The following is a 20,894-nucleotide window of genomic DNA, read 5'->3' on the forward strand; positions in this document are numbered from 1 at the left end:
TTTTGTTTTTAGAGCGGCGCCAGCCGACGCACCGAATCCGCGATGATCGTGTAGCGGATCGTGCGCAAGCAGCGCATTTCACCGGCAAATGTCGCGGCCAGATGCGGCCGTTCGGTCAGCATCGCCGCGTTTTCCTGTTCGACCTGTTCGTACAGACTGGCGGCGGCTGCATCGATCGCTTTCGTCAACGTGTCCAGCAATCGCTCCGCCGTTCTGCGCGCGATGCCGAGACCTTCGCCCGCGCGCAGCATCAAGTCGCGATCGAAATCTTCGAAATAACGCGCGCCGAGAATGTCCCACGCGAACGCCGTGCGATGCGGCCATTCCGATTTCTGATAAGCCGGCGTGGCGTAGGTCGCGACGCTGAGCAAATCGTAAAACGGCGCGAGATCGATCCCGCTCTTCGACACCAAAAAGCTCAGATTTTTCAGATGCGCGTCCGAGTTGCCGACGAGCACGTTGAAGACGAGCCATGAAAACAGCCGCGTGCGCGCCAGCGCCTGATTCCGGCATCGCGCCGCGAGTTCGGCGAGCCGCTCGACGCTGCCCTGCTCGTATTTGAAGGTTCGCGCGAGATCGAGCAAGTGGCACGCGTCGATGGAATGAATGCGCTGCCACTCGTCCGTCCGGCGCACGCGATCGAATCGATCCACCAGATAAACCGGCGACGGCACATATCGCCGATGCACGCCGGGAACATCGAGCCGCAATTTGTCCGCCAGTTTCATCACGAACCACTCGTTGATCACCGAGTGCGGATAGTCATCGTTGTCCTGATGATTCGGCTTGAGGATATGCGTCGACGGCGTGCGCCCGGCCGGTTCGAAAAGGCCGTCGTCGCGCAGGATCACGGCAAGTTTGTGCTGCGCGCCCGCGAGCGACATGCGCTTGATCGCCCCGTGCGTGAGCGGCAGGCGCGGCAATGCGTCGATGCGCGATTGCAGCGAATCGTCGCTCAACGGCCGGTCGGATGACTCGCGCAATGGCGCGAAACCCGCAGGAAGCAGCGTCACTGAACCGGCCGATTCCGCGCCGTAATGCGCGAGCAACGCGAAAGCGTCGGCTTCGTCGCGAATACTGGCGTCGCGCGCGAGCAGAATGCGCTGGCCTTCTTCAGGCAGCAGATTGTCGAAATACCATTGCACCGAACGGCGCGTGCTGCCGTCGCGATTCGTTTCGTTCTGAAGCGGCAACGCCGGACTCAGCGGATAGCGGTCCGCGCTGTCGAGCCACAACGGAAGATAGCCGAACGACCAGATGTCGTTGTCCGCCTTGAGCACGCCGACCTGAACGTCGTTAATGCTCGCGATCAGATCAACTCACGCGTCGCGATGGCATCACGATCCATCCCGGACTCCTGCTTTTTGCGACGACGCTCCGCCCGCGCCGCGCGTTCGTAGAGACCCATCTTTTCTCTGGTGAAAAGCTCGCCCGCGCCGTTCGGCACATCGACGACGAGATGAATGCCCAGCCCTTCGAGCACCTGGAACAACTTGCCCCAGTAAACGCCTTCCGCACCGTTCTCGACCTTGCCGAGAAAGCTTTCGCTGACGCCGATACTGCCGGCGGCATCATCCTGACGAAGTCGTTGCGCCTTGCGCGCCGCGCGGACGGCGACGCCTATGTCGCTGGCGCGTCTGATATCGAATTCCATGAAAATCCTTGCGATTGCATGGATTGCAACGCTGTATTGTAGAGACTCAATAGAATCTATGCAATCGCAAGGATTTTGAGATTGGCAACGTGAATCACGATAAATCCCTGCGATTGCAAGGATTTTTCAGCGCAAAAAAAGGGCGGCGAACCTCCGCTGCCCTTCCATCACACCGAAAAAACCTCAATGCACCACGCGATCGAACTCGAACTTCCCGTCGCGGACATCGACCGGAATCACGTCCTTCGGCCCGAACCGTCCCGACAGAATCAGTTTGGCGACCGGATTTTCGATCTCCTGCTGAATCGCGCGCTTCAACGGCCGCGCGCCGAACACCGGGTCGTAGCCGACCTTGCCGATCTGCTCCAGCGCCGCATCTGACACATCGAGTTGCATGTCGAGCTTGGCCAGGCGATCGTGCAGACGCGCCAGCTGAATCTTCGCGATGGACTCGATGTTCTGACGATCCAGCGAATGGAACACGACCACATCGTCGATCCGGTTCAGGAATTCCGGGCGGAAATGCAGCTTCACTTCTTCCCACACGGCATCCTTCACGGCTTCCTGCGGCTCGCCGACCATGCCCTGAATGACCTGCGAACCGAGGTTCGATGTCATCACGATCACCGTATTCTTGAAGTCCACGGTGCGGCCTTGTCCATCGGTCATGCGTCCGTCGTCGAGCACTTGCAGCAGCACGTTGAACACGTCGGGATGCGCCTTCTCGATTTCATCGAGCAGAATCACGCTGTACGGCTTACGACGCACGGCTTCGGTCAGATAACCGCCTTCCTCGTAACCGACGTATCCCGGCGGCGCGCCGATCAAACGCGCGACGCTGTGCTTCTCCATGAACTCGCTCATGTCGATACGGATCAGATGATCTTCCGAATCGAACAGGAACGCGGCCAGCGCCTTGCACAGTTCCGTCTTGCCGACGCCCGTCGGCCCGAGAAACAGGAACGAACCATACGGACGATTCGGATCCGACAAGCCCGCACGCGAACGGCGAATCGCGTCCGCCACCGCGCCGATCGCTTCGTCCTGACCGATCACGCGTTCATGCAACTTCGCTTCGATCTGCAAGAGCTTTTCGCGCTCGCCCTGCATCATGCGCGCCACGGGAATGCCCGTCGAACGCGACACGACTTCCGCGATTTCCTCCGCACGGACCTGCGTGCGCAGCAAGCGCGGACGCGTCGGATTCGCCTGCTCCTGCGATTCGGCCTGCGTCACCTGTTTGAGACGCGCTTCGAGTTCCGGCAGCTTGCTGTACTGCAATTCGGCGACCTTTTCGAGCTTGCCTTCGCGCTGCAGACGCGTGATATCCGCCCGCACCTTCTCGATCTCTTCCTTCAGTTGCGCGCTGCCCTGCACCGTCGCTTTTTCGGCGGTCCAGATTTCTTCGAGGTCCGAATATTCGCGATTCAGCCGCTCGATTTCTTCCTTGATCAGTTGCAGACGCTTCTGCGAAGCCTCGTCCTTCTCCTTCTTGACCGCTTCGCGCTCGATCTTCAGCTGGATGGTGCGACGCTCCAGCTTGTCCATCTCTTCGGGCTTCGAATCGATTTCCATCTTGATGCGCGACGCCGCTTCGTCGATCAGATCGATGGCCTTGTCCGGCAGAAAACGGTCCGTGATATAGCGATGCGACAGTTCCGCCGCCGCGACGATCGCCGGATCGGTGATCTCGACGCCGTGATGCAGTTCGTACTTTTCCTGCAAGCCACGCAGAATCGCGATGGTCGCCTCGACCGACGGTTCATCGACCAGCACTTTCTGGAAACGACGCTCCAGCGCCGCGTCCTTCTCGATGTACTTGCGGTATTCGTCGAGCGTCGTTGCGCCGATGCAATGCAGTTCGCCGCGCGAGAGCGCGGGCTTCAGCATGTTGCCCGCGTCCATCGCGCCTTCGGCCTTGCCCGCGCCGACCATCGTATGAATCTCGTCGATGAAGACAATCGTTTGCCCTTCATCCTTGGCGATATCGTTGAGCACGGCCTTCAGACGCTCCTCGAACTCGCCGCGATACTTCGCGCCCGCGAGCAGCGCCGCCATGTCGAGCGACAGCACGCGCTTGCCCTTGAGCGTTTCCGGCACTTCGCCGTTGACGATGCGCTGAGCCAGCCCTTCGACGATCGCCGTCTTGCCCACGCCCGGCTCGCCGATCAGCACCGGATTGTTCTTCGTGCGACGCTGCAAGATCTGGATCGAGCGACGGATTTCGTCGTCGCGGCCAATCACCGGATCGAGCTTGCCGGCACGCGCGCGCTCGGTCAGATCGACGGTGTACTTCTTGAGCGCCTCGCGCTGGCTTTCCGCGTCCTGGCTGTTCACTTGCGCGCCGCCGCGCACCGCGTTGATCGCAGCTTCGAGCGCCTTGCGCGTGAGGCCGTGCTGCTTGGCGATGCGGCCCGCTTCGCCTTTGTCGTCGGCGACCGCGAGCAGGAACATTTCGCTCGCGATGTACATATCGTTGAACTTTTGCGCTTCCTTGTCGGCGGTGTTCAGCAGACCGGCGAGATCGCGGCTCACTTGTACGTTGCCGTCCGTGCCCTTCACTTGCGGCAAGCGGGCGACGGCGTCGTTCAGCGCGGTTTGCAGCGCCTGCACCTGAACGCCGGCGTGCGACAGCAGCGAGCGCGCGGAGCCGTCCTGCTGGGCGATCAGCGCCGCCAGCAGATGAATCGGCTCGATATATTGATTGTCCTGTCCGACTGCCAGGCTTTGAGCGTCGGAAAGCGCTTCCTGAAACTTGGTGGTAAGTTTGTTGATTCTCATTTTTTGACAGCCCCAATTCTGAATACAGCCAAAATGAGGCGCTTTTTGCCGGTTTCAAGCGCTGTTTTGCTCGATTTTGCGCGTTTTTTTCGCGTTTATCTATTTGTCGGTGGAAAGACGGCGCGTGGGCCGGCCGCATGAGAAAGACCGTCTCGTCCACGTTTCGTTCGCGAAGCGACGGCGCGACCTGAGCGCCGCTAGAATCGATGAAGCGTTGGGTCAGTTGGTTGCGCCGCTCGGCACGAGCGCGTAAGCTTGCATGGGCATGATCGGGATGATGCCGAGCAGCCGCGCCAGTTCGCCGGCCGGATGCGCGAGTTCGCCGACCGTGTGTTTGTCGAGTTCGGCAAGGAACGCGTTGCGCGCGGCGGCGAGCACGCCACGCAACCGGCATTGCGATTCGATCACGCAGCCGCGATGCTCGCCGGCGTCCGCAAAGCAGCCGACCAGCGCAAAGTCGCTTTCGGTCTTGCGGACGATATCGCCGATCGTCAGCGCGGCCGAGTGCTCGGCGAGACGCAAGCCGCCATTACGGCCGCGCACCGTTTCGACCCAGCAGAGTTCGCCCAGTTGCTGGACGATTTTCATCAGATGATTCTTCGAGATGCCGTAGGCGTCGGAGATTTCCTGAATCGTCGACAGGCCGGACGGACGCACGGACAGATAGAGCAATACGCGCAGCGAATAATCGGTGTAATCGGTCAGTCGCATGATGTTTTTATGAGTTTGGCGGCGCTCGAAGCGCGGCGATTAGTCTTTGGCGTTGGATGGCGGCGTCTGCTCGCAAGCAGTCGAAAGTCCGCGCGATGGCAAGGGATGCTCCTGCGCGTGCGTCCTTCTGGACCTAATATCGGCACGCGATGATGATCGGCGCAGGGTGGAAAACGCCAGTTTCCGGACATTTAAGAGGCGCGGGGACCGCCGGCCTCGTTCACGGAACCGGCGCTCGATCGCGCTCGCGCCATTTTGCGTCATATTGATGATTACCGTAAGCAAAAAACCCGTCTCGTCACATGTTTAGCTCTTGTTTGCAACAAAGTTTGCCGTCATGACCTCGCCTCAATCTCACCACGATACCCCGCGCGACCGCACGCCCGATGAAGCCAACATCCGCGCATTGGTAGAAGCCTTCTACCGCCGCGTCGACGACGATCCGCTGCTCGGACCGATCTTCGCCGGTCGTCTGGAAGGCCGCTGGGACGCGCATCTCGCCACGATGACGCGCTTCTGGTCCAGCCTCGTGCTCGGCTCGAAGCAGTATCGCGGCAATGTGCAGGAGGCACATCGGCCGATCGAGGATATCGAGCCGCGCCACTTCGCGCGCTGGCTGTCGCTGTTCCTGCGTATCGTCGAGGAGCGCTACGAGCCGGCCGCCGCCGTACAGTTTATGGAACCGGCCTTACGGATCGCGCACAGTCTGCAGTTGAGCAAGTTCGGCTGGGATTACCAGATTCCTGCCGAACAGCAGGAATTGCTCGATGCGCTTCGGCGTCAGCTCGTCGGCGACGAACCGAAAGCGCGCTTTCCGGACCGCCCGGCCGGCGAGCCGTTTCCGGCGAAGTTCATCGGCAAATCCGCCGACCGGGACGACTAGCGCAAAGTCCAGCGCGTCAGGGCGGCGTCGTCGGATTCGCGCGCATCGACCCAGCGCTCGCCCGCGTCGGTCTTTTCCTTCTTCCAGAACGGCGCCTGCGTCTTCAAATAGTCCATCACGAAGGCGCACGATTCGAACGCAGCCGCGCGATGCATCGCCGTGGTCGCGACCAGCACGATCTGGTCGAGCGGCTTCAACTTGCCCACCCGATGCACGATCAGCACGTCGGAACCGGGCCAGCGCTCGCGCGCCTGCTGCGCGATGCCTTCCAGCGACTTTTCGGTCATGCCGGGATAATGCTCGAGCTCCATCGTTTCGACGGCGCTGCCTTCGTTGAGATCGCGCACCGTGCCGACGAAGCACGCGACCGCGCCGACTTTCGGGTTATCGGCGCGCAACGCGGCGACTTCGGCGCTGATGTCAAAGTCGGCTTCCTGCACGCGGATTTTGGCGGGCGCGCTCATCTCAACCGCCCGTGACCGGCGGGAAAAACGCCACTTCGCAGCCATCGGTGATGCGCTGCGAGGCATCCGTCATGACTTGATTGCAGGCCAGGCGCAACGCGCGGCCTTCCGCGAGCGTCTCGGCCCAGACGCCGCCGCGCATGCGCAGCCAGGCGCGCACATCGCCGACATTGACGACCGTGTCCGGCACGCTCGCCGTTTCGTTCGCGACGCCCAGCGCCTCGCGCACGCTCGCGAAAAATCTCAGTTCGATCTTCATGTACAGCAAGTCCTTAGCGCGGGTCCTCAGCGCATCAATTCTGAAAATGGGATGAAGCGCACCGTCTCGCCCACGCTGATCGCGTGATTCGGCGGATTGTCGATCAGTCCGTCGCCCCAGACGGTCGACGTCAGCACGGCGGAACTTTGATTCGGGAAGACGTCGAGACCGCCGGCCTCGTTCACGCGCGCACGCAGGAATTCGTTGCGACGGTCGCCCTTCTTCTGCGTGAAGTCGGCGCGCATCGAATAGAAGCGCGGCGCGACGTTGTCCACGCCCGCGAGTCGCAGCAAAAACGGCCGCACGAACAGCAGAAAGGTGCAGAAACTCGACACCGGATTGCCCGGCAAGCCGATAAAAAACGCCTCGCCGAGATCGCCCGGATCGCCGCCAGCCGCTTCGCCGCGACGCATCGCGCCGAACGCGAGCGGCTTGCCCGGCTTCATCGCGATCTGCCACATATTGATGCGCCCTTCGGCTTCGACGGCAGGCTTCACATGATCTTCCTCGCCGACCGACACGCCGCCGCAGGTCAGAATCAGATCATGGCCGAGCGCCGCGCGCCGCAAGGTTTCGCGCGTCGCATCCAGCCGATCCGGCACGATGCCCAGATCCGACACGTCGCAGCCGAGCTTTTCCAGCAGCGAGCGCAACACGAAGCGGTTCGAGTTGTAGATCGCGCCGGGCGCGAGCGGCTCGCCAGGCATGCGCAACTCGTCGCCGGTAAAGAAAATCGCCACGCGCACACGTCGCACCACCGCCAGCGTCGCGCAGCCGACCGATGCCGCGAAACCCAGCGCCTGCGGCGTCATGCGCGTGCCGGCGGGCAGAATCACCGAATCGCGCCGGATATCCGCGCCCTGCTTCGTGATCCATTCGCCGACGGCCGGCGTCTGCGCGAACGCCACGCGTCCATCGTCCGATGCGCTGGCCATTTCCTGCATGATCACCGTGTCCGCGCCGGGCGGCACCGTCGCGCCGGTGAAAATGCGTGCGGCGGTGCCATCCGCGAGCGGTTCGGCCGCGTGGCCCGCCGGGATGCGCTGCGACACGGTTAGCGCGACCGGCGCGGCATCGCTTGCGCTCGCGAGATCGGCGGCGCGGACCGCGTAGCCGTCCATCGAGCTGGTGTGCATCGGCGGGACGTCGAGCGGCGACACCACGTCTTCAGCGAGCACGCGATTCGCGGCATCGAGCGTGTCGATGCGTTCGTGTTCCGCCACGCAGCGCGCGGCGTCGAGCAGGAGGCCGAGCGCTTCGGCGGTGGCCAGCATCGGCGGACGGGATGAAGCGGCGGACGTAGATGACATGAGCGGTGTCCCGCGCGGCGCGCGGTGGATCGATAGTAAGACAGTGGGAGCAAGCAACTATTGTAACGAGCGCGACGATCGACGGCCGCGCCTGGCATCTGTGCTGAAACGCTATCAAAAATACCCGATCCGCCCGCATTCGCCCATCGACCGGACGGCATAGGCGCGATACACCGCGCTGCCTCAAAAACCCGTCCTATCGAGTGATACACTCGCACCACACTTCCCACGTCCATTTCCATGAAATTCTGTTCCGTCTGCGGCCATGAGGTCAGCCTGAGCATTCCGCCCGGCGACAACCGCGAGCGTTTCGTCTGCGGAAGTTGCAACACCGTCCACTATCAGAATCCGCGCAACGTGGTCGGCACGGTGCCGGTCTGGGACGACAAGGTGCTGCTGTGCCGCCGCGCGATCGAACCGCGCTACGGTTACTGGACGCTGCCCGCCGGTTTCATGGAAATGGACGAAACCACCAGCGAAGGCGCATCGCGCGAGACGCTGGAAGAAGCCGGCGCGCGGGTGGAAATCCAGAGCCTGTTTTCGCTGCTGAACGTGCCGCACGTGCATCAGGTGCATATTTTCTATCTGGCGCGACTGCTCGATATCGACGTCGATCCGGGCGAGGAAAGTCTCGAAGTGAAGCTCTTCGAGGAACATGAAATCCCTTGGGACGAAATCGCTTTCCCGACCGTCGGGCAGACGCTGCGCTTTTACTTCGCGGATCGCGCGGCGGGCAATTTCACGCTGCATACGGGCGATATCTTCCGCTCGCTGCGCGACGGCTGACGCGCCGTTCGCGCCCGATCGCCTGATAATCGCCCATGGTTCCCTGGCTCGCCCATGACGACCCGTTTCCGCCCGTCGACCGCGCGCTGAGCGCATCGAGCGGTGCGCCGGGGCTGCTCGCGGCAAGCGCGGACCTGCTGCCCGCGCGGCTCCACGACGCCTATCAGCAAGGCATTTTTCCGTGGTATTCCGATGGCCAGCCCGTGCTGTGGTGGAGCCCCGATCCGCGTATGGTGCTGAAGCCGGCGGAATTCAAGCTGTCGGATTCGCTGCGCAAGACGCTCAAGCGCGTCGCCCGCGATCCAATCTCGGAAGTGCGCGTCGACGACGACTTCGCCGCCGTGATGCGCGAATGCGCCGACACGCCGCGTCTCGGCCAGCGCGGCACGTGGATCACGTCGGAAATCGTCGAGGCGTATTCGACGCTGCATCGCGCGGGACAGGCGCACAGCATCGAGACGTGGTACGAAGGCCAGCGCGTGGGCGGCTTGTACGGCGTGTCGTTCGGGCGGATGTTCTTCGGCGAATCGATGTTCGCGCACAAGACGGATGCGTCGAAAATCGCGCTTTCGGCACTCGTCGGACACTTGCGCCGCCACAAAATAGAGATGATAGACTGCCAGCAGAACACGTCGCATCTGGCGTCGCTGGGCGGCCGCGAGATTCCGCGCCGCGAATTCGTCGCGCATCTGAAGCAGGCCGTGCGCGAGCCGCAGATTCCCTGGCGCTTCGACAAGTCGGTGCTGCTGGACATGCTGGAACGCCATCCGCCGACGCCCGCGCCGTGACGCGGAATGCACCGATGCACGCGCTGAGGCCGCGTGCGCAGCCGTACCGGCAAAGTCAAAACGCGCAGTACAACGCGAGCCCGCCCGGGCCACTGAGAGCCAATAAGTGACACATCCGAACGATCTGCCGCTGTCACCGCTTTCCGCGCTGCAATTCTATGCAACAGCGCCCTATCCTTGCAGTTATCTGGAAGGCCGCGTGGCACGTTCGCAGGTCGCCACACCCAGTCACCTCATCAATTCCGACGTCTACACCGAACTCGTGAAAGCCGGTTTCCGGCGCTCGGGCGTGTTTACCTATCGGCCGTATTGCGACGGCTGCCGCGCCTGCGTGCCGGTGCGCGTGCCGGTCGCGCGCTTCACGCCGAACCGGTCGCAGCGCCGCGTGTGGAAGCAGCACGGCAATCTGGTCGCGAGCGTCGCGCCGCTGCATTACGACGAAGAGCACTACGCGCTCTATATGCGCTATCAGTCGGCGCGTCACGCGGGCGGCGGCATGGATCGCGACAGCCGCGACCAGTACGAACAGTTTCTGCTGCAAAGCCGCATCAATTCGCGACTGGTGGAATTTCGCGAACCGAGCGCGCCGGATACGCCCGATCAGCCCGGCGAACTGCGCATGATCAGCATGATCGACATTCTCGGCGACGGTCTGTCGTCGGTGTACACGTTCTTCGAACCGGATCTGCCGAAGACCAGTTACGGCACCTTCAATATTCTCTGGCAGATCGAGCAGGCCAAGAGTCTCGATCTGCCGCATGTCTATCTGGGCTACTGGATTCGCGAGAGTGAAAAAATGGCCTATAAAGCCAATTTCTGCCCGCTCGAAGGACTCGTCGACGGCCGCTGGTCGGTGCTCGATCCGCTCACGACCCACTCCGCCGGCATGCTGCCGATGCCGGGCCGCACGCACAACTCCAGCCAGCCGAAGTAAGTCGCCCGACCCGCCCGGTCGGTGCCTCCGCGCGAACCCGTTAAAATAGCGGTCTCAAAAAAACGCCAACGCGGGGTTTCTCTACGTGTTCAGTTCTCTTTATCCGCTCGCGCGCTCGCATCTGTTCAAGATGGACGCGGAAGACGCTCATCACCTGACGCTGCGCATGCTCGGCGCGGCGGGACGTACCGGCGTCGCCAAGCTGCTCGCCACGCATGGCCCCGATTCGCCTCGTCGCGTAATGGGCCTGCTGTTCCCGAATCCGGTCGGCCTGGCCGCCGGACTCGACAAGGACGGTGCGTGCATCGACGGGCTCGGCGCGCTCGGTTTCGGCTTTATCGAAGTCGGCACGGTGACGCCGCGCGCGCAGCCGGGCAATCCGCGTCCGCGCATCTTCCGTTTGCCTGAGGCGGGCGCGTTGATCAATCGGATGGGCTTCAACAACGGCGGCGTCGATCAGTTCGTCGCCAACGTGCAGGCGGCGCGTTTTCGCGGCGTGCTGGGGCTCAATATCGGCAAGAATGCGGACACGCCGATCGAGCGCGCCGCCGACGACTATCTCTATTGCCTCGAACGCGTCTATCCGTTCGCGAGTTACGTGACAATCAACATTTCGTCGCCGAATACGAAGAATCTGCGCCAATTGCAGGGCGCCGGCGAACTCGATGCGCTGCTCGGCGCGCTGAAGGACAAGCAGGCGCGTCTGTCCGACCTGCACGGCAAGATGGTGCCGCTCGCGCTCAAGATCGCGCCCGATCTCGACGACGAGCAGATCAAATCGATCGCGGGCACGCTGCTGGCTCACAAGATCGACGGCGTGATCGCCACCAACACCACGCTCTCGCGTACGGCTGTCGCCGGCATGCAGCATGGCGACGAAGCGGGCGGCCTGTCGGGCCAGCCGGTGTTCAACGCGTCGAACGACGTGATCCGCAAGCTGCGCGCGGAAGTGGGCGCGGACGTGCCGATCATCGGCGTCGGCGGGATTTTCTGCGGCGAGGATGCGCGCACCAAGATCGCCGCGGGCGCGTCGCTCGTTCAGCTCTACACGGGCCTGATTTATCGCGGGCCGGAGCTCGTCAAGGAGTGTGTCAAGGCGTTGGCGTAGCCCCTCATCGGTGGTATGGGGCATATAGACATGAACAAACGATATGACGCGGCGATTGCATTTTCACTATGATCGCCGCACAGATCGATCGCAGCCGAAAGTCAACGATGTGGCCGACGACTGCGCCCAACAAGAGGAAGACAACCCAATGAAACTGTCCACGCTCAAGAAGCTCGTCGCCGCCAGCCTGATCGGCGCGGCATTCACCGCCGTCACGACCGCCGCGCACGCGGACGATCTGCTCGATCAGGTCAAGCGCGCGGCACGTTACGCGTCGGTCTGGAAGGCACCTTCCCGCCGTTCAACTCGAAAGCGCAGAACGGCGAACTGGTCGGCTTCGACGTCGATATCGCCAAGGCGGTCGCCGCCAAGCTCGGCGTGAAGCCGGAATTCGTCACGACGGAATGGTGCGGCATCATCGCGGGCTTGCAGGCGGGCAAGTTCGACGTGATCGTGAACCAGGTCGGCATCACCGATGCGCGCAAGCAGACGCTCGATTTCTCGCCTGCCTACACGTACTCGAACGCGCAGCTGATTCAGCGCAAGGACGATACGCGCGAGTTCAAGTCGCTCGACGATCTGAAGGGCAAGAAGCTCGGCGTCGCGCTCGGCACCAACTATATGGACATGGCGAAGGCCGTGCCGGGCGTCGACGTGAAGACGTATCCGGGCGCGCCGGAATATTTGCGCGATCTCGCCGCCGGCCGTCTCGACGCCGCGCTGAACGATCGCCTGATGCTCGCGTATCTGACGAAGAACTCGAATCTGCCGCTGCGTCCGGGCTCGAATGTCGGCGAAGGCAATCCGTCGGGCATTCCGTTCAAGAAGGGCAATCCGAAGTTCGCCAAGGCCATCGCCGATGCCATGACGCAGCTCGAAGCCGATGGCACGTTCACGAAGATTTCCGACAAGTGGTTCGGCATCGACGTGACCAAGCCCGCGAAGTAAGGCTGTCGCCGCTTGGTTTCGAGCGGCTCACCGAGGGCGGCATCGATGCGATGCCGCCCTTCTCTTTTGCCGCCCGGTTTATGATGTGCCGATTATTTCGCCCCGTGCGTCTGATCCGTTACCGCTTCCTGTAAATGTCCACGACCTCACTGCTCGTTCAGTCCGCGCCCGCGCTGGCGCAAGGCGCGCTCTTGACGATCAAGTTCGCGATCTTTTCGATGTTCTTCGGCCTCATCGCGGGCATCGTGCTCGCGTTGATGGGCATCAGCCGCAACAAGACGCTGATCGCGATCGGACGCTGCTATGTGAGCGTGATGCGCGGCACGCCGTTGCTCGTGCAGATCTTCGTGATCTATTACGGCTTGCCGAGTCTGGGGATTTCGCTGGAGCCGACGCCCGCGGGCGTGATCGCGCTGTCGGCGAATGTCGCGGCGTATCTGTCGGAAAGCATGCGCGGCGCGATTCTCGGCGTGCATAGCGGGCAATGGCTGGCGGCGTATAGCCTCGGATTGTCGCGCGCGCAGACGCTGCGCTATGTGATCGGGCCGCAGGCGCTGCGCATCGCGGTGCCGAGTCTGTCGAACAGCCTCATCAGCTTGATCAAGGACACGTCGCTCGTGTCCTTGATCACCGTGACCGAACTGCTGCGTTCTGCGCAGGAAGTGATCGCCGCGACCTATCAGCCGTTGCCGCTCTATCTCGCGGCCGCGTTCGTGTACTGGGTGCTGTGCAGCGTGCTCGAACTCGTGCAACGACGCTTCGAAAAACGTCTCGCGCTACCCGGACGCCATTGATTGCTGTCGTCACGAATGGCATTAAAGGCCGCTGAAACGCGGCCTTTAATGCTTCTTGCATGACGCTGCGTCATTCGTCTTCGAAGGGAAAGCGCAGGTTCAGATCGCGCCGCGCGGCGTCGATCATCGCGATCATGCGCATCGACGTAGCGTGCGTCATCACCGGGCTTTCGGTCTTGCCCGTGCGCAGCAGCTCGCAGAAATGCGCGGCTTCGTAATTGAGGCCGCCGCCGCTGAACGGCTCGTCGAGTTCGATCGTGCGACCGTCGGTGTAATGGATGGTCGCGCGCGCCGGGTTCCACCAGTTCTCGTGGATCGTCACCGTGCCGAGCGTGCCGCCGATCAGCGCATCGCCGCGTCCTTGCATGTCGAGCCCGCAGAACAGTTGCGCGATGCCGCGCTCGTGGCGCACGTTCAGGCTCGCGAACACGTCCACGCCCGTGCTGCCCGACGTCCGATGGTCTGCACGTCTAGCGCTTCGCCGAGCCAGTCGACCGCGAGAAAGGCTTCGTAGATGCCGATGTCGAGCAGCGCGCCGCCGCCCGCCTCGAGCGAGAACGAAGGATGATCGAGCGGCACGTTCGCCATCGAGCAACCCGCGCGCACCAGCCCGATCTCGCCGATCGGATCGCTCTGCAGATGTTCGCGCAAACGCCGGTACAGCGGATAGAAAGGCGGTTTCATCGCCTCCATGAACAGCAGCTTCGACTCGCGCGCGGCATCGATCATGCGTTGCAGCGCGCGCGCATTCACGGCGGCGGGCTTTTCGCACAGCACCGGCTTGCCCACGGCGAACGCGCGCAATGCGTACTCCGGATGACTGTCCTGCATCGTCGCGATGTAGAGCGCGTCGATGTTGGCGAGCAGCGCGTCTCGCGTCGAACCGAATCGCGGAAAGCGCCGGACGTGCAAGAAGCAATAAAGCCGGGAGCGGTCCCGGCTTTATCGTCTCAGCGGATCATCCGATGCTTCGTTCAGGCGCCGGCCTGAGCATCGACGGTCGGCAGCTGCGGGCTCGTGCGCTCCAACGAGAACGCGCGACCCACTTCTTCCGCGGCGAGATCGACCAGCGTGCGCGTCGCGGCTTCGGCGGCGGCGGGATCCTTCGCCTCGATCGCCTCGACCACACCGCGCTGCGCGGCGAGCGTCGCCTCGCGCACGGCTTCGATGCCGTCGACGATCGGATTCACCGTCATCAGCGCGCCGCGCACGATTGCCGTCATCTGGCGAAAGAATTGGTTACCGCTGGCGGCAACGATCCGCGTATGCAGCGCTTCGTCGGCCGCCTGATAATCCGGCTCGCCGACTTGCAGACGCGAGAGCGCATCGAACGCATCGCGAATGCCGGCGATTTCCTCCGGCGTCGCGCGCGCGGCGGCAAGCGCTGCAGCGCGCGGCTCGATCAGCATGCGGAATTCGATTACATCGCGTAGGAACGTTTGATCCGGTTTCGCGCGGAAACGCCAGCTCACCACATCCTCGTCGATCAGACGCCAGTCGCTCATCGGCCGGATGCGCGTGCCGGTTTTCGGCCGCACATCGAGCATATGACGCGCGAGCAGCATCGACAGCGCTTCGCGCATGACGGTGCGGCTTACGTCGAACTCCTTCGAGAGAATGTCTTGCGGCGGCAATATTGCGCCGTACTTCTGCTCGACGATGCCGGAGACGAGTCCGTCCATGACCTTCGCCACCAGCGATCGCTCTTTGTTTTCATCCATCTCGCTTCTCCCCTATCCGCCTGTCCTTAGCCCGTGTATCTCTCTCTTGCATCGCTCGCGCGCGCCCCATGCGCTCAGGCACGACAAGCCCCTCGGCCCCTTCGTCGTGCTTGCTACGTTGCGTCTTCGCTGCTTCGAAAACCAGTTGGGAATTTCCTGACAGGGTATTCCCTCTGAATCGATGAACGATTGCACCGGTTTTGCCGTGCTGTTTTTACCGCTTCGTTCGCGTGCTCTGCACTCGCGCCGCGCCCGCGACGCGATTCATCAGGGAAACTGAAGAATCGGGGCGTCGCGGGCGCGGCAAACTCAATAATTGCGGTCGTAACCAATCCTCCGACCCGTCATGCTCGCATTTGAGCAAGCATCTCGTATGCTTTCTGTGCGAACGCGAACGCTCGCTTGATGACGCTTCGCTTTTGTATGACCCACGCGGTCAAAACTACTTGAACGCTTCACTACTTTCGCGCGTATTCGTTTTAGTTCCCGCTTACGCGACGTAGTTCGAATGTTTTATCGAATGCTTACGTGCGGCGTGCATCGAGACGCAACTGACGACGCTGCATCGAATTGCATTCGGCCAGCGTGTGCTGATAAATCGCCATGTATTCGCCGCTCACGCGTTCGACCGACAATTGTTCCAGATTCTCCTGCGCACGCGCGGCGAAACGGCCGCGCGCCTGCGAGTCGAGCAGCAGCCAGCGCAGCTTCGCCGCGATCTGCGCGGTGTCGCCCGCAGCAGGCACCAGCACGCCTGCCGCGCCGTCGTCGAGCATTTCTGGAATGCCGCCCACGTCCGTTGCAAGAATCGCGCAGCCGGCTTCGCGCGCTTCGGCGATCACGAGCGGACACGAATCCTGTCGCGATATCAATGCGAATACGTCGGCGCTCGCGAAATACGGCCGCGCGTCGTCGACGTAGCCGGTGAAATGCACGTACGACGCGACGCCGAGTTCGCTCGCGAGCGTTTCCATCGCCGCGCGATCCGGCCCGTCGCCGACGAGATACAGCGACGGCTCCGGCAGCGATTCGCGCGCATCGGCGGACTCGCGGCGCAGTAGCGCGAACGCGTGCAGCAGATCGGCGATGCCTTTTCTGCGAACATCCCCGCCACGCAGACGATATTCGGATGCTTGAGACGCACCGGCCGCGCGGCTGGACGGCACAATAGACGCGGCACGCCGACCGCGCCGTTGAGCACCACGGAAAGCCGCTCCGGCCCGATGCCGCGCTCCTCGAGCGTCTGCGCGACGGCGCTGCTCACCGCGACCATGCAATCGCCCGCGCGCACGAGCGAGGCGCTTTTCTGCAGTTCGTGATGCACCGTGGTGACGAGCGCGAAGCGCCGCCGCATGCTGCCGAACCGCGAAATCAGCGCGCCGGTCATCATGTGCGCGTGCACGATGTCGGGATCGAAACGATCGATGAGACGATTGAAGCCCGCGATCATCGACGGCACGCGCCACGGCTGACGCGACTGCTGCAACGGAATATGCGTGATGCCGTGGCGGCGCAGCAGCGGCTCGAAACCGCCGCCCGACGACGCCACGACCACCTCCTGCCCCATGCGCGCCTGCACGCAGGCCAGGTCCACCATCATGTTGACGGTGCCGTTGCCGATCGTCTGCGCGTGGTTGGCGAGGTGAACTATTCGCATGAAGGTGCCGATGCCGTAGCCTGTTTCGCGCCCGCGCCCGATGACGTCGCGTGCGATGAAATGCCGTAAATAACGGGGTTTTCCGCTCGCGCGCGAGCCGCTCGGGTCGAAGCCGTCGTATCGGCCTGGACTGAACGGGCCGCGTGCGCCGGGGCTCTCGTTCTTCTGTGATTCCGTGCCTGCGCGAGACGAGGCAGGCGCGCGCGCTTACAGCAACTTGTAGGTGTTCGCGAACGCGTCCGGACCCGACGCATGCAACTTGCCGTTGCCGGCTTTTTCACGCGCCTGACGGCTCTTTCTCGTCAGACCGATATACGGCATGCCCTGCTCGAGAAACGGACCTTCGGTCTTTCGAAAGCCGAACGCTTCGTAAAACGCGCGCAGGCTTACCGGCGCGGTGAGACGCACGCCACGGCCGGGCCAACGCTCTGCCGCGACCGCGAGCACGCGTTCGATCAGCGCGTGCGCGGTGCCGTCGCCGCGGCGCAGCGGGCTCGTGAGGATTTTGTCGACGAACACCTCCGGATCTTCCGCATCGCCTTCGTGGATACGCGCGTAGGCGAGCACGGGCATCGAGCGCGACATGTCTTCGGCGGCGAACACATGCACGCCGGTTTCATCGCGACCGTCCGGATCGAGATGCACATGCGATTGCTCGACGACGAACACCGCACTGCGCGCGCGCAGAATCAGATAAAGCTCGCGCGCCGTGAGTTGTTCGAAATCCAGGGTTTTCCAGTTCATTGTTCTTCTCCGATGCTTGGCAGGTTCGAGCCTGCGTATTCTTTTACTGCTTGCGCCATGATCGAACGTTACGTCCCGGCCCGCCGGTATTCCGTGCGCCATCGCACCGACGTTACGCCTTGCGGGCCCGTCAAATAGGGCCCATCACACGAAGCGGCGTCCCGGGGAAAGGACACCGATTCACTCCGCAATGATCTTGCCCGCCACCTTTGGCCCTGCTTGCGCAACTTACTGCGCGCAGCGGGCACTAATGGCATGCGCGCGCATATTGCGAACGTAACAATTAGCGATCTGGACAGTCGAATAGCAGTGGATTAGCGCTCGCAGCACCCGGCGCCTTCATGGGAAAATCACAATGCATACCGCCATCGAACGCGCGTCATACGCAAACTCGTACACAATTGAAAACACGCAAAAGTCGCGGCTCGCGCGCGGTATTCAGCACCGGCCATCGCGGCCCGGGGTAACGGCATGAGCGCGTTTCACACGAGCGGTATGACAGGGTCGGGCACGAGTCGTTCACGCGTCGTCGCGCTCGATCCCTTACGCATGCGGGCGCGGCGTCATCACGCGCATGCGCTGCATCGCGGCGAGCGCATCTGGCAGGACGGCGCGGGCCCCGTCGATTTGTGGATCGAACTGCTGCATGGCAACGGTTTCGAACCGCGCGCCGCGCTCGCCTTTGCGGTGGCGCAGGATTTCGAAGACGATCAGTTCACGCTCGGCCGCATTCCGCCCGAAGATATCGAAAAGCTCTACGGTCTGCAGGTTCAACCGCTCTCCGTATTCGATTCGCTCGAAGAACGCGCGCTCGTGCAGACGCGTCGCGCGAACACCGTGCTCGTCGAAGTCGATGCGTTCTATCTGCCCGATACGCGCGCGATTTCGTACCATCGCGAGCACGCGAACACGACCATCGGCATCGACGTGATCGATCCGAACGCGCGGCGTCTGGGCTACTTTCATCACACCGGTTATCACCTGCTCGACGGCGACGATTACGACGGCGTGCTCAAGGCCCACACGAACGATTCCAACGACGCCAACGCACTCTTTCCGCACGTCGAATTCGTCAAGCGCACGCGCGATGCACTGACCGGCACGCCGCTCGCCGAAGTCTCCGCCGACCTTCTGTGCGCGCATCTGCTGCGACGTCCGCCGAGCAACCCGATCACGCGCTGGCGCGCCGCATTCCCCGAGCATGTCGAGATGATGCTCGAGCGCGGCGAATCGTTTGCGCGGCTCTATGCGTTCAACGTGATGCGTCAGCTCGGCTCGAACTTCGAACTGTTGGCGCACTATCTGCAGTGGATGCGCGAACAGGGCTTCGATATTCCGGTGCAGACGCATACGAGCGCGCGTAAGGTCGCAAGCGAAGCGATGGTGATGCAATGCCGTCTCGCGCGCGCTATCGCATGGCCGCAGCGAACGTTGCGACGCGTCATTCGATGTGATGGAAGACGCCTACGAACGCGTGGTGCCGCCGCTTGCGAATATCGTCTGTTGATCAGTCGAAAGCGCGCTGCGAATACAGCCGTATTGATGCCACGTTCTTTCGCTAAGCACTCACTTCGGAAAGATTCGGAAATGCTTCCGATCCTTGTTTTAAGGGTTTTTCTTGCTCCATCCTCCAGCGATACATCGCACGCGTGACGCGCCTGTGTCTCGATGCGTGAACTGTTGCACGCTGCATGCGGCCTGCATGCGTTCCACCGATGCCCGCCGAAGCGAATTGTCCGAGATGAAACATTTATCGCGCGCGAAGTCTGCCGCGAGGGAGTGCCGCTGGCACGCTTTTGCCGCTACCAAACGCGCAAACGTTTGGCGCGGCGTGCGCATGGGCCGGCGCACGAGGGCCGCTCATGCAACCCTCATTTGATCTGTGTAAAATGCCTTTATTTAAGGGACTTTCTTGCTAAAAGCGATATGCTCAAGATCTTCGTTTCCGCACCAACCCTTTCGAACACAGGCATAAAACCCCTTGAAACAGGGCCTCTGGCGCTCGATTGGCTGCCTCGGCAGTGTACGGAAAATCGCGGCTCGAATGACGCGATCAAGGGTATGGAACAAGAATGAATCATTTTTCTTTGTCCCTACGATAGTAGGCATCAAGGTACCTACTTCATGCCCTGAGAGGCTTACCGCACGTAGATTTGAAAATGCCATACCTACACATGGGGGGGGTCGCAACAGTCAAAGTCATATCGCATGCAGGGATTCATAAGACCAGCAATGTTCAAGAATGAAACGAAATCGATTCGCCGCACCCGACGCTATCGATTACGGTCGTAACGAATGCCCACCGGCATTGACGTTACGTCGATTGGCACAGTCCTCGCTATTAACCTCACGCAGCCCGACCGACGCCGACGATCAGATCAACAAGAGCACGGACGGGACGCTACGGGGCTGGCAATGCGCTGTCGGATTGCTCGAGGCAAGCAAGTCGAACGGTCATGCCAGTAATAAAAAGTGAAGCAGCTCACTGCGCGACGTTACGAGAGAGAGAACAATCATGCTGACCCTTCAGTCCGACCTGCACGGCAATCATCTGCTTGGCGCCCTTCCGGCGCACGAATGGCAAGCCCTCACTCCGCATCTCGAACTCGTCCAGCTTCGCACGGAACAATTGCTGTGTGATTCGGGTCAGCGTATTCATCACGTCTATTTCCCGACGACCGCGATCATCTCGCTGCTGCACACGATGGAAGACGGCGGCTCCGTCGAAATCGCCGCAGTCGGCCGCGAAGGCATGACGGGCGTGCCGGTGCTCACCGGCGGCGAAACCATGCCGACGCGCGTGCAGGTGCAATGCCCCGGCTTCGCGTATCGCATGAGCGCGCAGGCGCTGCGCGAGCAGTTCGGCCGTTCCGACTTCCTGCGCCGCCTGATGCTGCTGTACATGCAAGCACTGCTGACGCAGGTCGCGCAAACGGCCGCATGCAACCGGCATCATTCGTTCAACAAGCAGTTGTGCCGCTGGCTGCTGATCGAAATCGACCGCACCGCGTTCAACGAACTGCAAGTGACGCAGCAATTGATCGCCGACATGCTCGGCGTGCGTCGCGAAGGCGTGACCGAAGCGGCCGGCAAGCTGCACGACGCCGGTCTGATCCACCACAGCCGCGGCTGCATCAAGGTCGTGGATCGCGCGGGACTCGAAGCACGCGCGTGCGAATGCTACGGGCTCGTCAAACGCGAGTTCGATCGCCTGCTGCCGCGCCTGCGCGCGCAAGAAGCCGCGTCCGAGTCCAGCAGCGTTTAATGAGTCGGCCCTTCAGAATTAGTCGAAGTCAAGGGTGGCAAGGGGCCGCCGGAAGATCGTGTTTCCCAGAACTCCCAGAAGCAATAT

The 20,894-nt window shown here is 62.2% G+C and carries 18 protein-coding genes and 4 pseudogenes; 10 read left to right on the forward strand and 12 right to left on the reverse strand.

What is annotated here, in order from left to right; all coding sequences use genetic code 11:
• Window positions 1–8 precede the first annotated feature (8 nt).
• The 4 genes from BVER_RS08135 to BVER_RS08150 all read right to left on the reverse strand — a co-directional run bounded on the left by BVER_RS08135 (window position 9) and on the right by BVER_RS08150 (window position 5,146).
• Entirely contained in the window at window positions 9–1,313 is a 1,305-nt protein-coding gene (locus BVER_RS08135) for a HipA domain-containing protein (protein WP_050452860.1), read from the reverse strand.
• On the reverse strand, window positions 1,310–1,654 hold the full coding sequence (locus tag BVER_RS08140) for a helix-turn-helix domain-containing protein (RefSeq protein WP_050452861.1): 345 nt from the start codon (window positions 1,652–1,654) through the stop codon (window positions 1,310–1,312). The genes BVER_RS08135 and BVER_RS08140 overlap by 4 nt, the downstream gene beginning before the upstream one ends.
• A 183-nt stretch (window positions 1,655–1,837) precedes the next feature.
• On the reverse strand, window positions 1,838–4,435 hold the full coding sequence (clpB, locus tag BVER_RS08145) for an ATP-dependent chaperone ClpB (RefSeq protein ID WP_050452862.1): 2,598 nt from the start codon (window positions 4,433–4,435) through the stop codon (window positions 1,838–1,840).
• A 219-nt stretch (window positions 4,436–4,654) separates the two neighbouring features.
• Window positions 4,655–5,146, reverse strand: a complete 492-nt coding sequence (locus BVER_RS08150; RefSeq protein ID WP_050452863.1) for an Rrf2 family transcriptional regulator — start codon at window positions 5,144–5,146, stop codon at window positions 4,655–4,657.
• 337 nt (window positions 5,147–5,483) lie between these two features.
• Here BVER_RS08150 and BVER_RS08155 point away from each other — a divergent pair, with 337 nt between their 5' ends.
• Entirely contained in the window at window positions 5,484–6,029 is a 546-nt protein-coding gene (locus tag BVER_RS08155) for a group III truncated hemoglobin (protein WP_050452864.1), read from the forward strand.
• On the opposite strand, the gene moaE is transcribed toward BVER_RS08155, so the two are convergent.
• From moaE to BVER_RS08170, 3 genes are read right to left on the reverse strand one after another with little or no spacing between them, the layout of a single operon-like run.
• Entirely contained in the window at window positions 6,026–6,493 is a 468-nt protein-coding gene (gene moaE, locus BVER_RS08160; protein ID WP_050452865.1) for a molybdopterin synthase catalytic subunit MoaE, read from the reverse strand. The two genes, BVER_RS08155 and moaE, sit on opposite strands and share 4 nt — an antisense overlap.
• 1 nt (window position 6,494) lies before the next feature.
• Entirely contained in the window at window positions 6,495–6,752 is a 258-nt protein-coding gene (gene moaD, locus BVER_RS08165; RefSeq protein WP_050452866.1) for a molybdopterin converting factor subunit 1, read from the reverse strand.
• A gap of 26 nt (window positions 6,753–6,778) precedes the next feature.
• The gene (locus tag BVER_RS08170; protein WP_050452867.1) at window positions 6,779–8,026 is read right to left on the reverse strand and encodes a molybdopterin molybdotransferase MoeA; all 1,248 of its coding nucleotides are present in this window, start codon (window positions 8,024–8,026) and stop codon (window positions 6,779–6,781) included.
• A 276-nt stretch (window positions 8,027–8,302) separates the two neighbouring features.
• Here BVER_RS08170 and BVER_RS08175 point away from each other — a divergent pair, with 276 nt between their 5' ends.
• The 6 genes and pseudogenes from BVER_RS08175 to BVER_RS08200 all read left to right on the forward strand — a co-directional run bounded on the left by BVER_RS08175 (window position 8,303) and on the right by BVER_RS08200 (window position 13,420).
• Window positions 8,303–8,848: an NUDIX hydrolase gene (locus BVER_RS08175; RefSeq protein ID WP_050452868.1), complete on the forward strand. Its 546-nt coding sequence runs from the start codon at window positions 8,303–8,305 to the stop codon at window positions 8,846–8,848.
• A 35-nt stretch (window positions 8,849–8,883) separates the two neighbouring features.
• Window positions 8,884–9,636: a leucyl/phenylalanyl-tRNA--protein transferase gene (gene aat / locus BVER_RS08180; RefSeq protein WP_050452869.1), complete on the forward strand. Its 753-nt coding sequence runs from the start codon at window positions 8,884–8,886 to the stop codon at window positions 9,634–9,636.
• A 106-nt stretch (window positions 9,637–9,742) separates the two neighbouring features.
• Entirely contained in the window at window positions 9,743–10,570 is an 828-nt protein-coding gene (locus BVER_RS08185; protein ID WP_050452870.1) for an arginyltransferase, read from the forward strand.
• An 85-nt stretch (window positions 10,571–10,655) separates the two neighbouring features.
• Window positions 10,656–11,678, forward strand: a complete 1,023-nt coding sequence (locus tag BVER_RS08190; protein ID WP_050452871.1) for a quinone-dependent dihydroorotate dehydrogenase — start codon at window positions 10,656–10,658, stop codon at window positions 11,676–11,678.
• 148 nt (window positions 11,679–11,826) lie between these two features.
• Window positions 11,827–12,626, forward strand: a pseudogene (locus tag BVER_RS08195) (cystine ABC transporter substrate-binding protein).
• Window positions 12,627–12,760: 134 nt separating this feature from the next.
• Window positions 12,761–13,420: an amino acid ABC transporter permease gene (locus tag BVER_RS08200; RefSeq protein WP_050452872.1), complete on the forward strand. Its 660-nt coding sequence runs from the start codon at window positions 12,761–12,763 to the stop codon at window positions 13,418–13,420.
• 70 nt (window positions 13,421–13,490) lie between these two features.
• Here BVER_RS08200 and BVER_RS08205 read toward each other — a convergent pair.
• From BVER_RS08205 to BVER_RS08220, 5 genes and pseudogenes are all read right to left on the reverse strand, one after another.
• Window positions 13,491–14,293 (reverse strand): annotated as a pseudogene (locus BVER_RS08205) (Gfo/Idh/MocA family protein); the annotation flags it as partial.
• A 101-nt stretch (window positions 14,294–14,394) separates the two neighbouring features.
• The gene (locus BVER_RS08210) at window positions 14,395–15,141 is read right to left on the reverse strand and encodes a FadR/GntR family transcriptional regulator (protein ID WP_050452873.1); all 747 of its coding nucleotides are present in this window, start codon (window positions 15,139–15,141) and stop codon (window positions 14,395–14,397) included.
• A 524-nt stretch (window positions 15,142–15,665) separates the two neighbouring features.
• Window positions 15,666–16,307 carry a glycosyltransferase gene (locus BVER_RS33530; protein ID WP_232316442.1) on the reverse strand — a complete coding sequence of 214 codons (642 nt, stop codon included), beginning with the start codon at window positions 16,305–16,307 and terminating at the stop codon, window positions 15,666–15,668.
• A gap of 83 nt (window positions 16,308–16,390) precedes the next feature.
• Window positions 16,391–16,798 (reverse strand): annotated as a pseudogene (locus BVER_RS33535) (glycosyltransferase); the annotation flags it as partial.
• A gap of 207 nt (window positions 16,799–17,005) precedes the next feature.
• The gene (locus tag BVER_RS08220; protein ID WP_050452874.1) at window positions 17,006–17,542 is read right to left on the reverse strand and encodes a GNAT family N-acetyltransferase; all 537 of its coding nucleotides are present in this window, start codon (window positions 17,540–17,542) and stop codon (window positions 17,006–17,008) included.
• 471 nt (window positions 17,543–18,013) lie between these two features.
• On the opposite strand from BVER_RS08220, the pseudogene BVER_RS08225 reads away from it, so the two are divergent.
• The 3 genes and pseudogenes from BVER_RS08225 (at window position 18,014) to BVER_RS08230 (ending at window position 20,807) form a co-directional block, all read left to right on the forward strand.
• A pseudogene (locus BVER_RS08225) lies at window positions 18,014–19,049 on the forward strand (DUF1839 family protein).
• Between the two features lie 161 nt (window positions 19,050–19,210).
• Window positions 19,211–19,618 carry a hypothetical protein gene (locus tag BVER_RS31300; protein ID WP_157055968.1) on the forward strand — a complete coding sequence of 136 codons (408 nt, stop codon included), beginning with the start codon at window positions 19,211–19,213 and terminating at the stop codon, window positions 19,616–19,618.
• Window positions 19,619–20,057: 439 nt separating this feature from the next.
• Window positions 20,058–20,807, forward strand: a complete 750-nt coding sequence (locus BVER_RS08230; RefSeq protein WP_050452875.1) for a Crp/Fnr family transcriptional regulator — start codon at window positions 20,058–20,060, stop codon at window positions 20,805–20,807.
• Window positions 20,808–20,894: the final 87 nt, after the last annotated feature.

The sequence above is a fragment of the Candidatus Burkholderia verschuerenii genome, from assembly GCF_001189365.1.
In the GTDB taxonomy this organism is placed as follows: domain Bacteria; phylum Pseudomonadota; class Gammaproteobacteria; order Burkholderiales; family Burkholderiaceae; genus Caballeronia; species Caballeronia verschuerenii.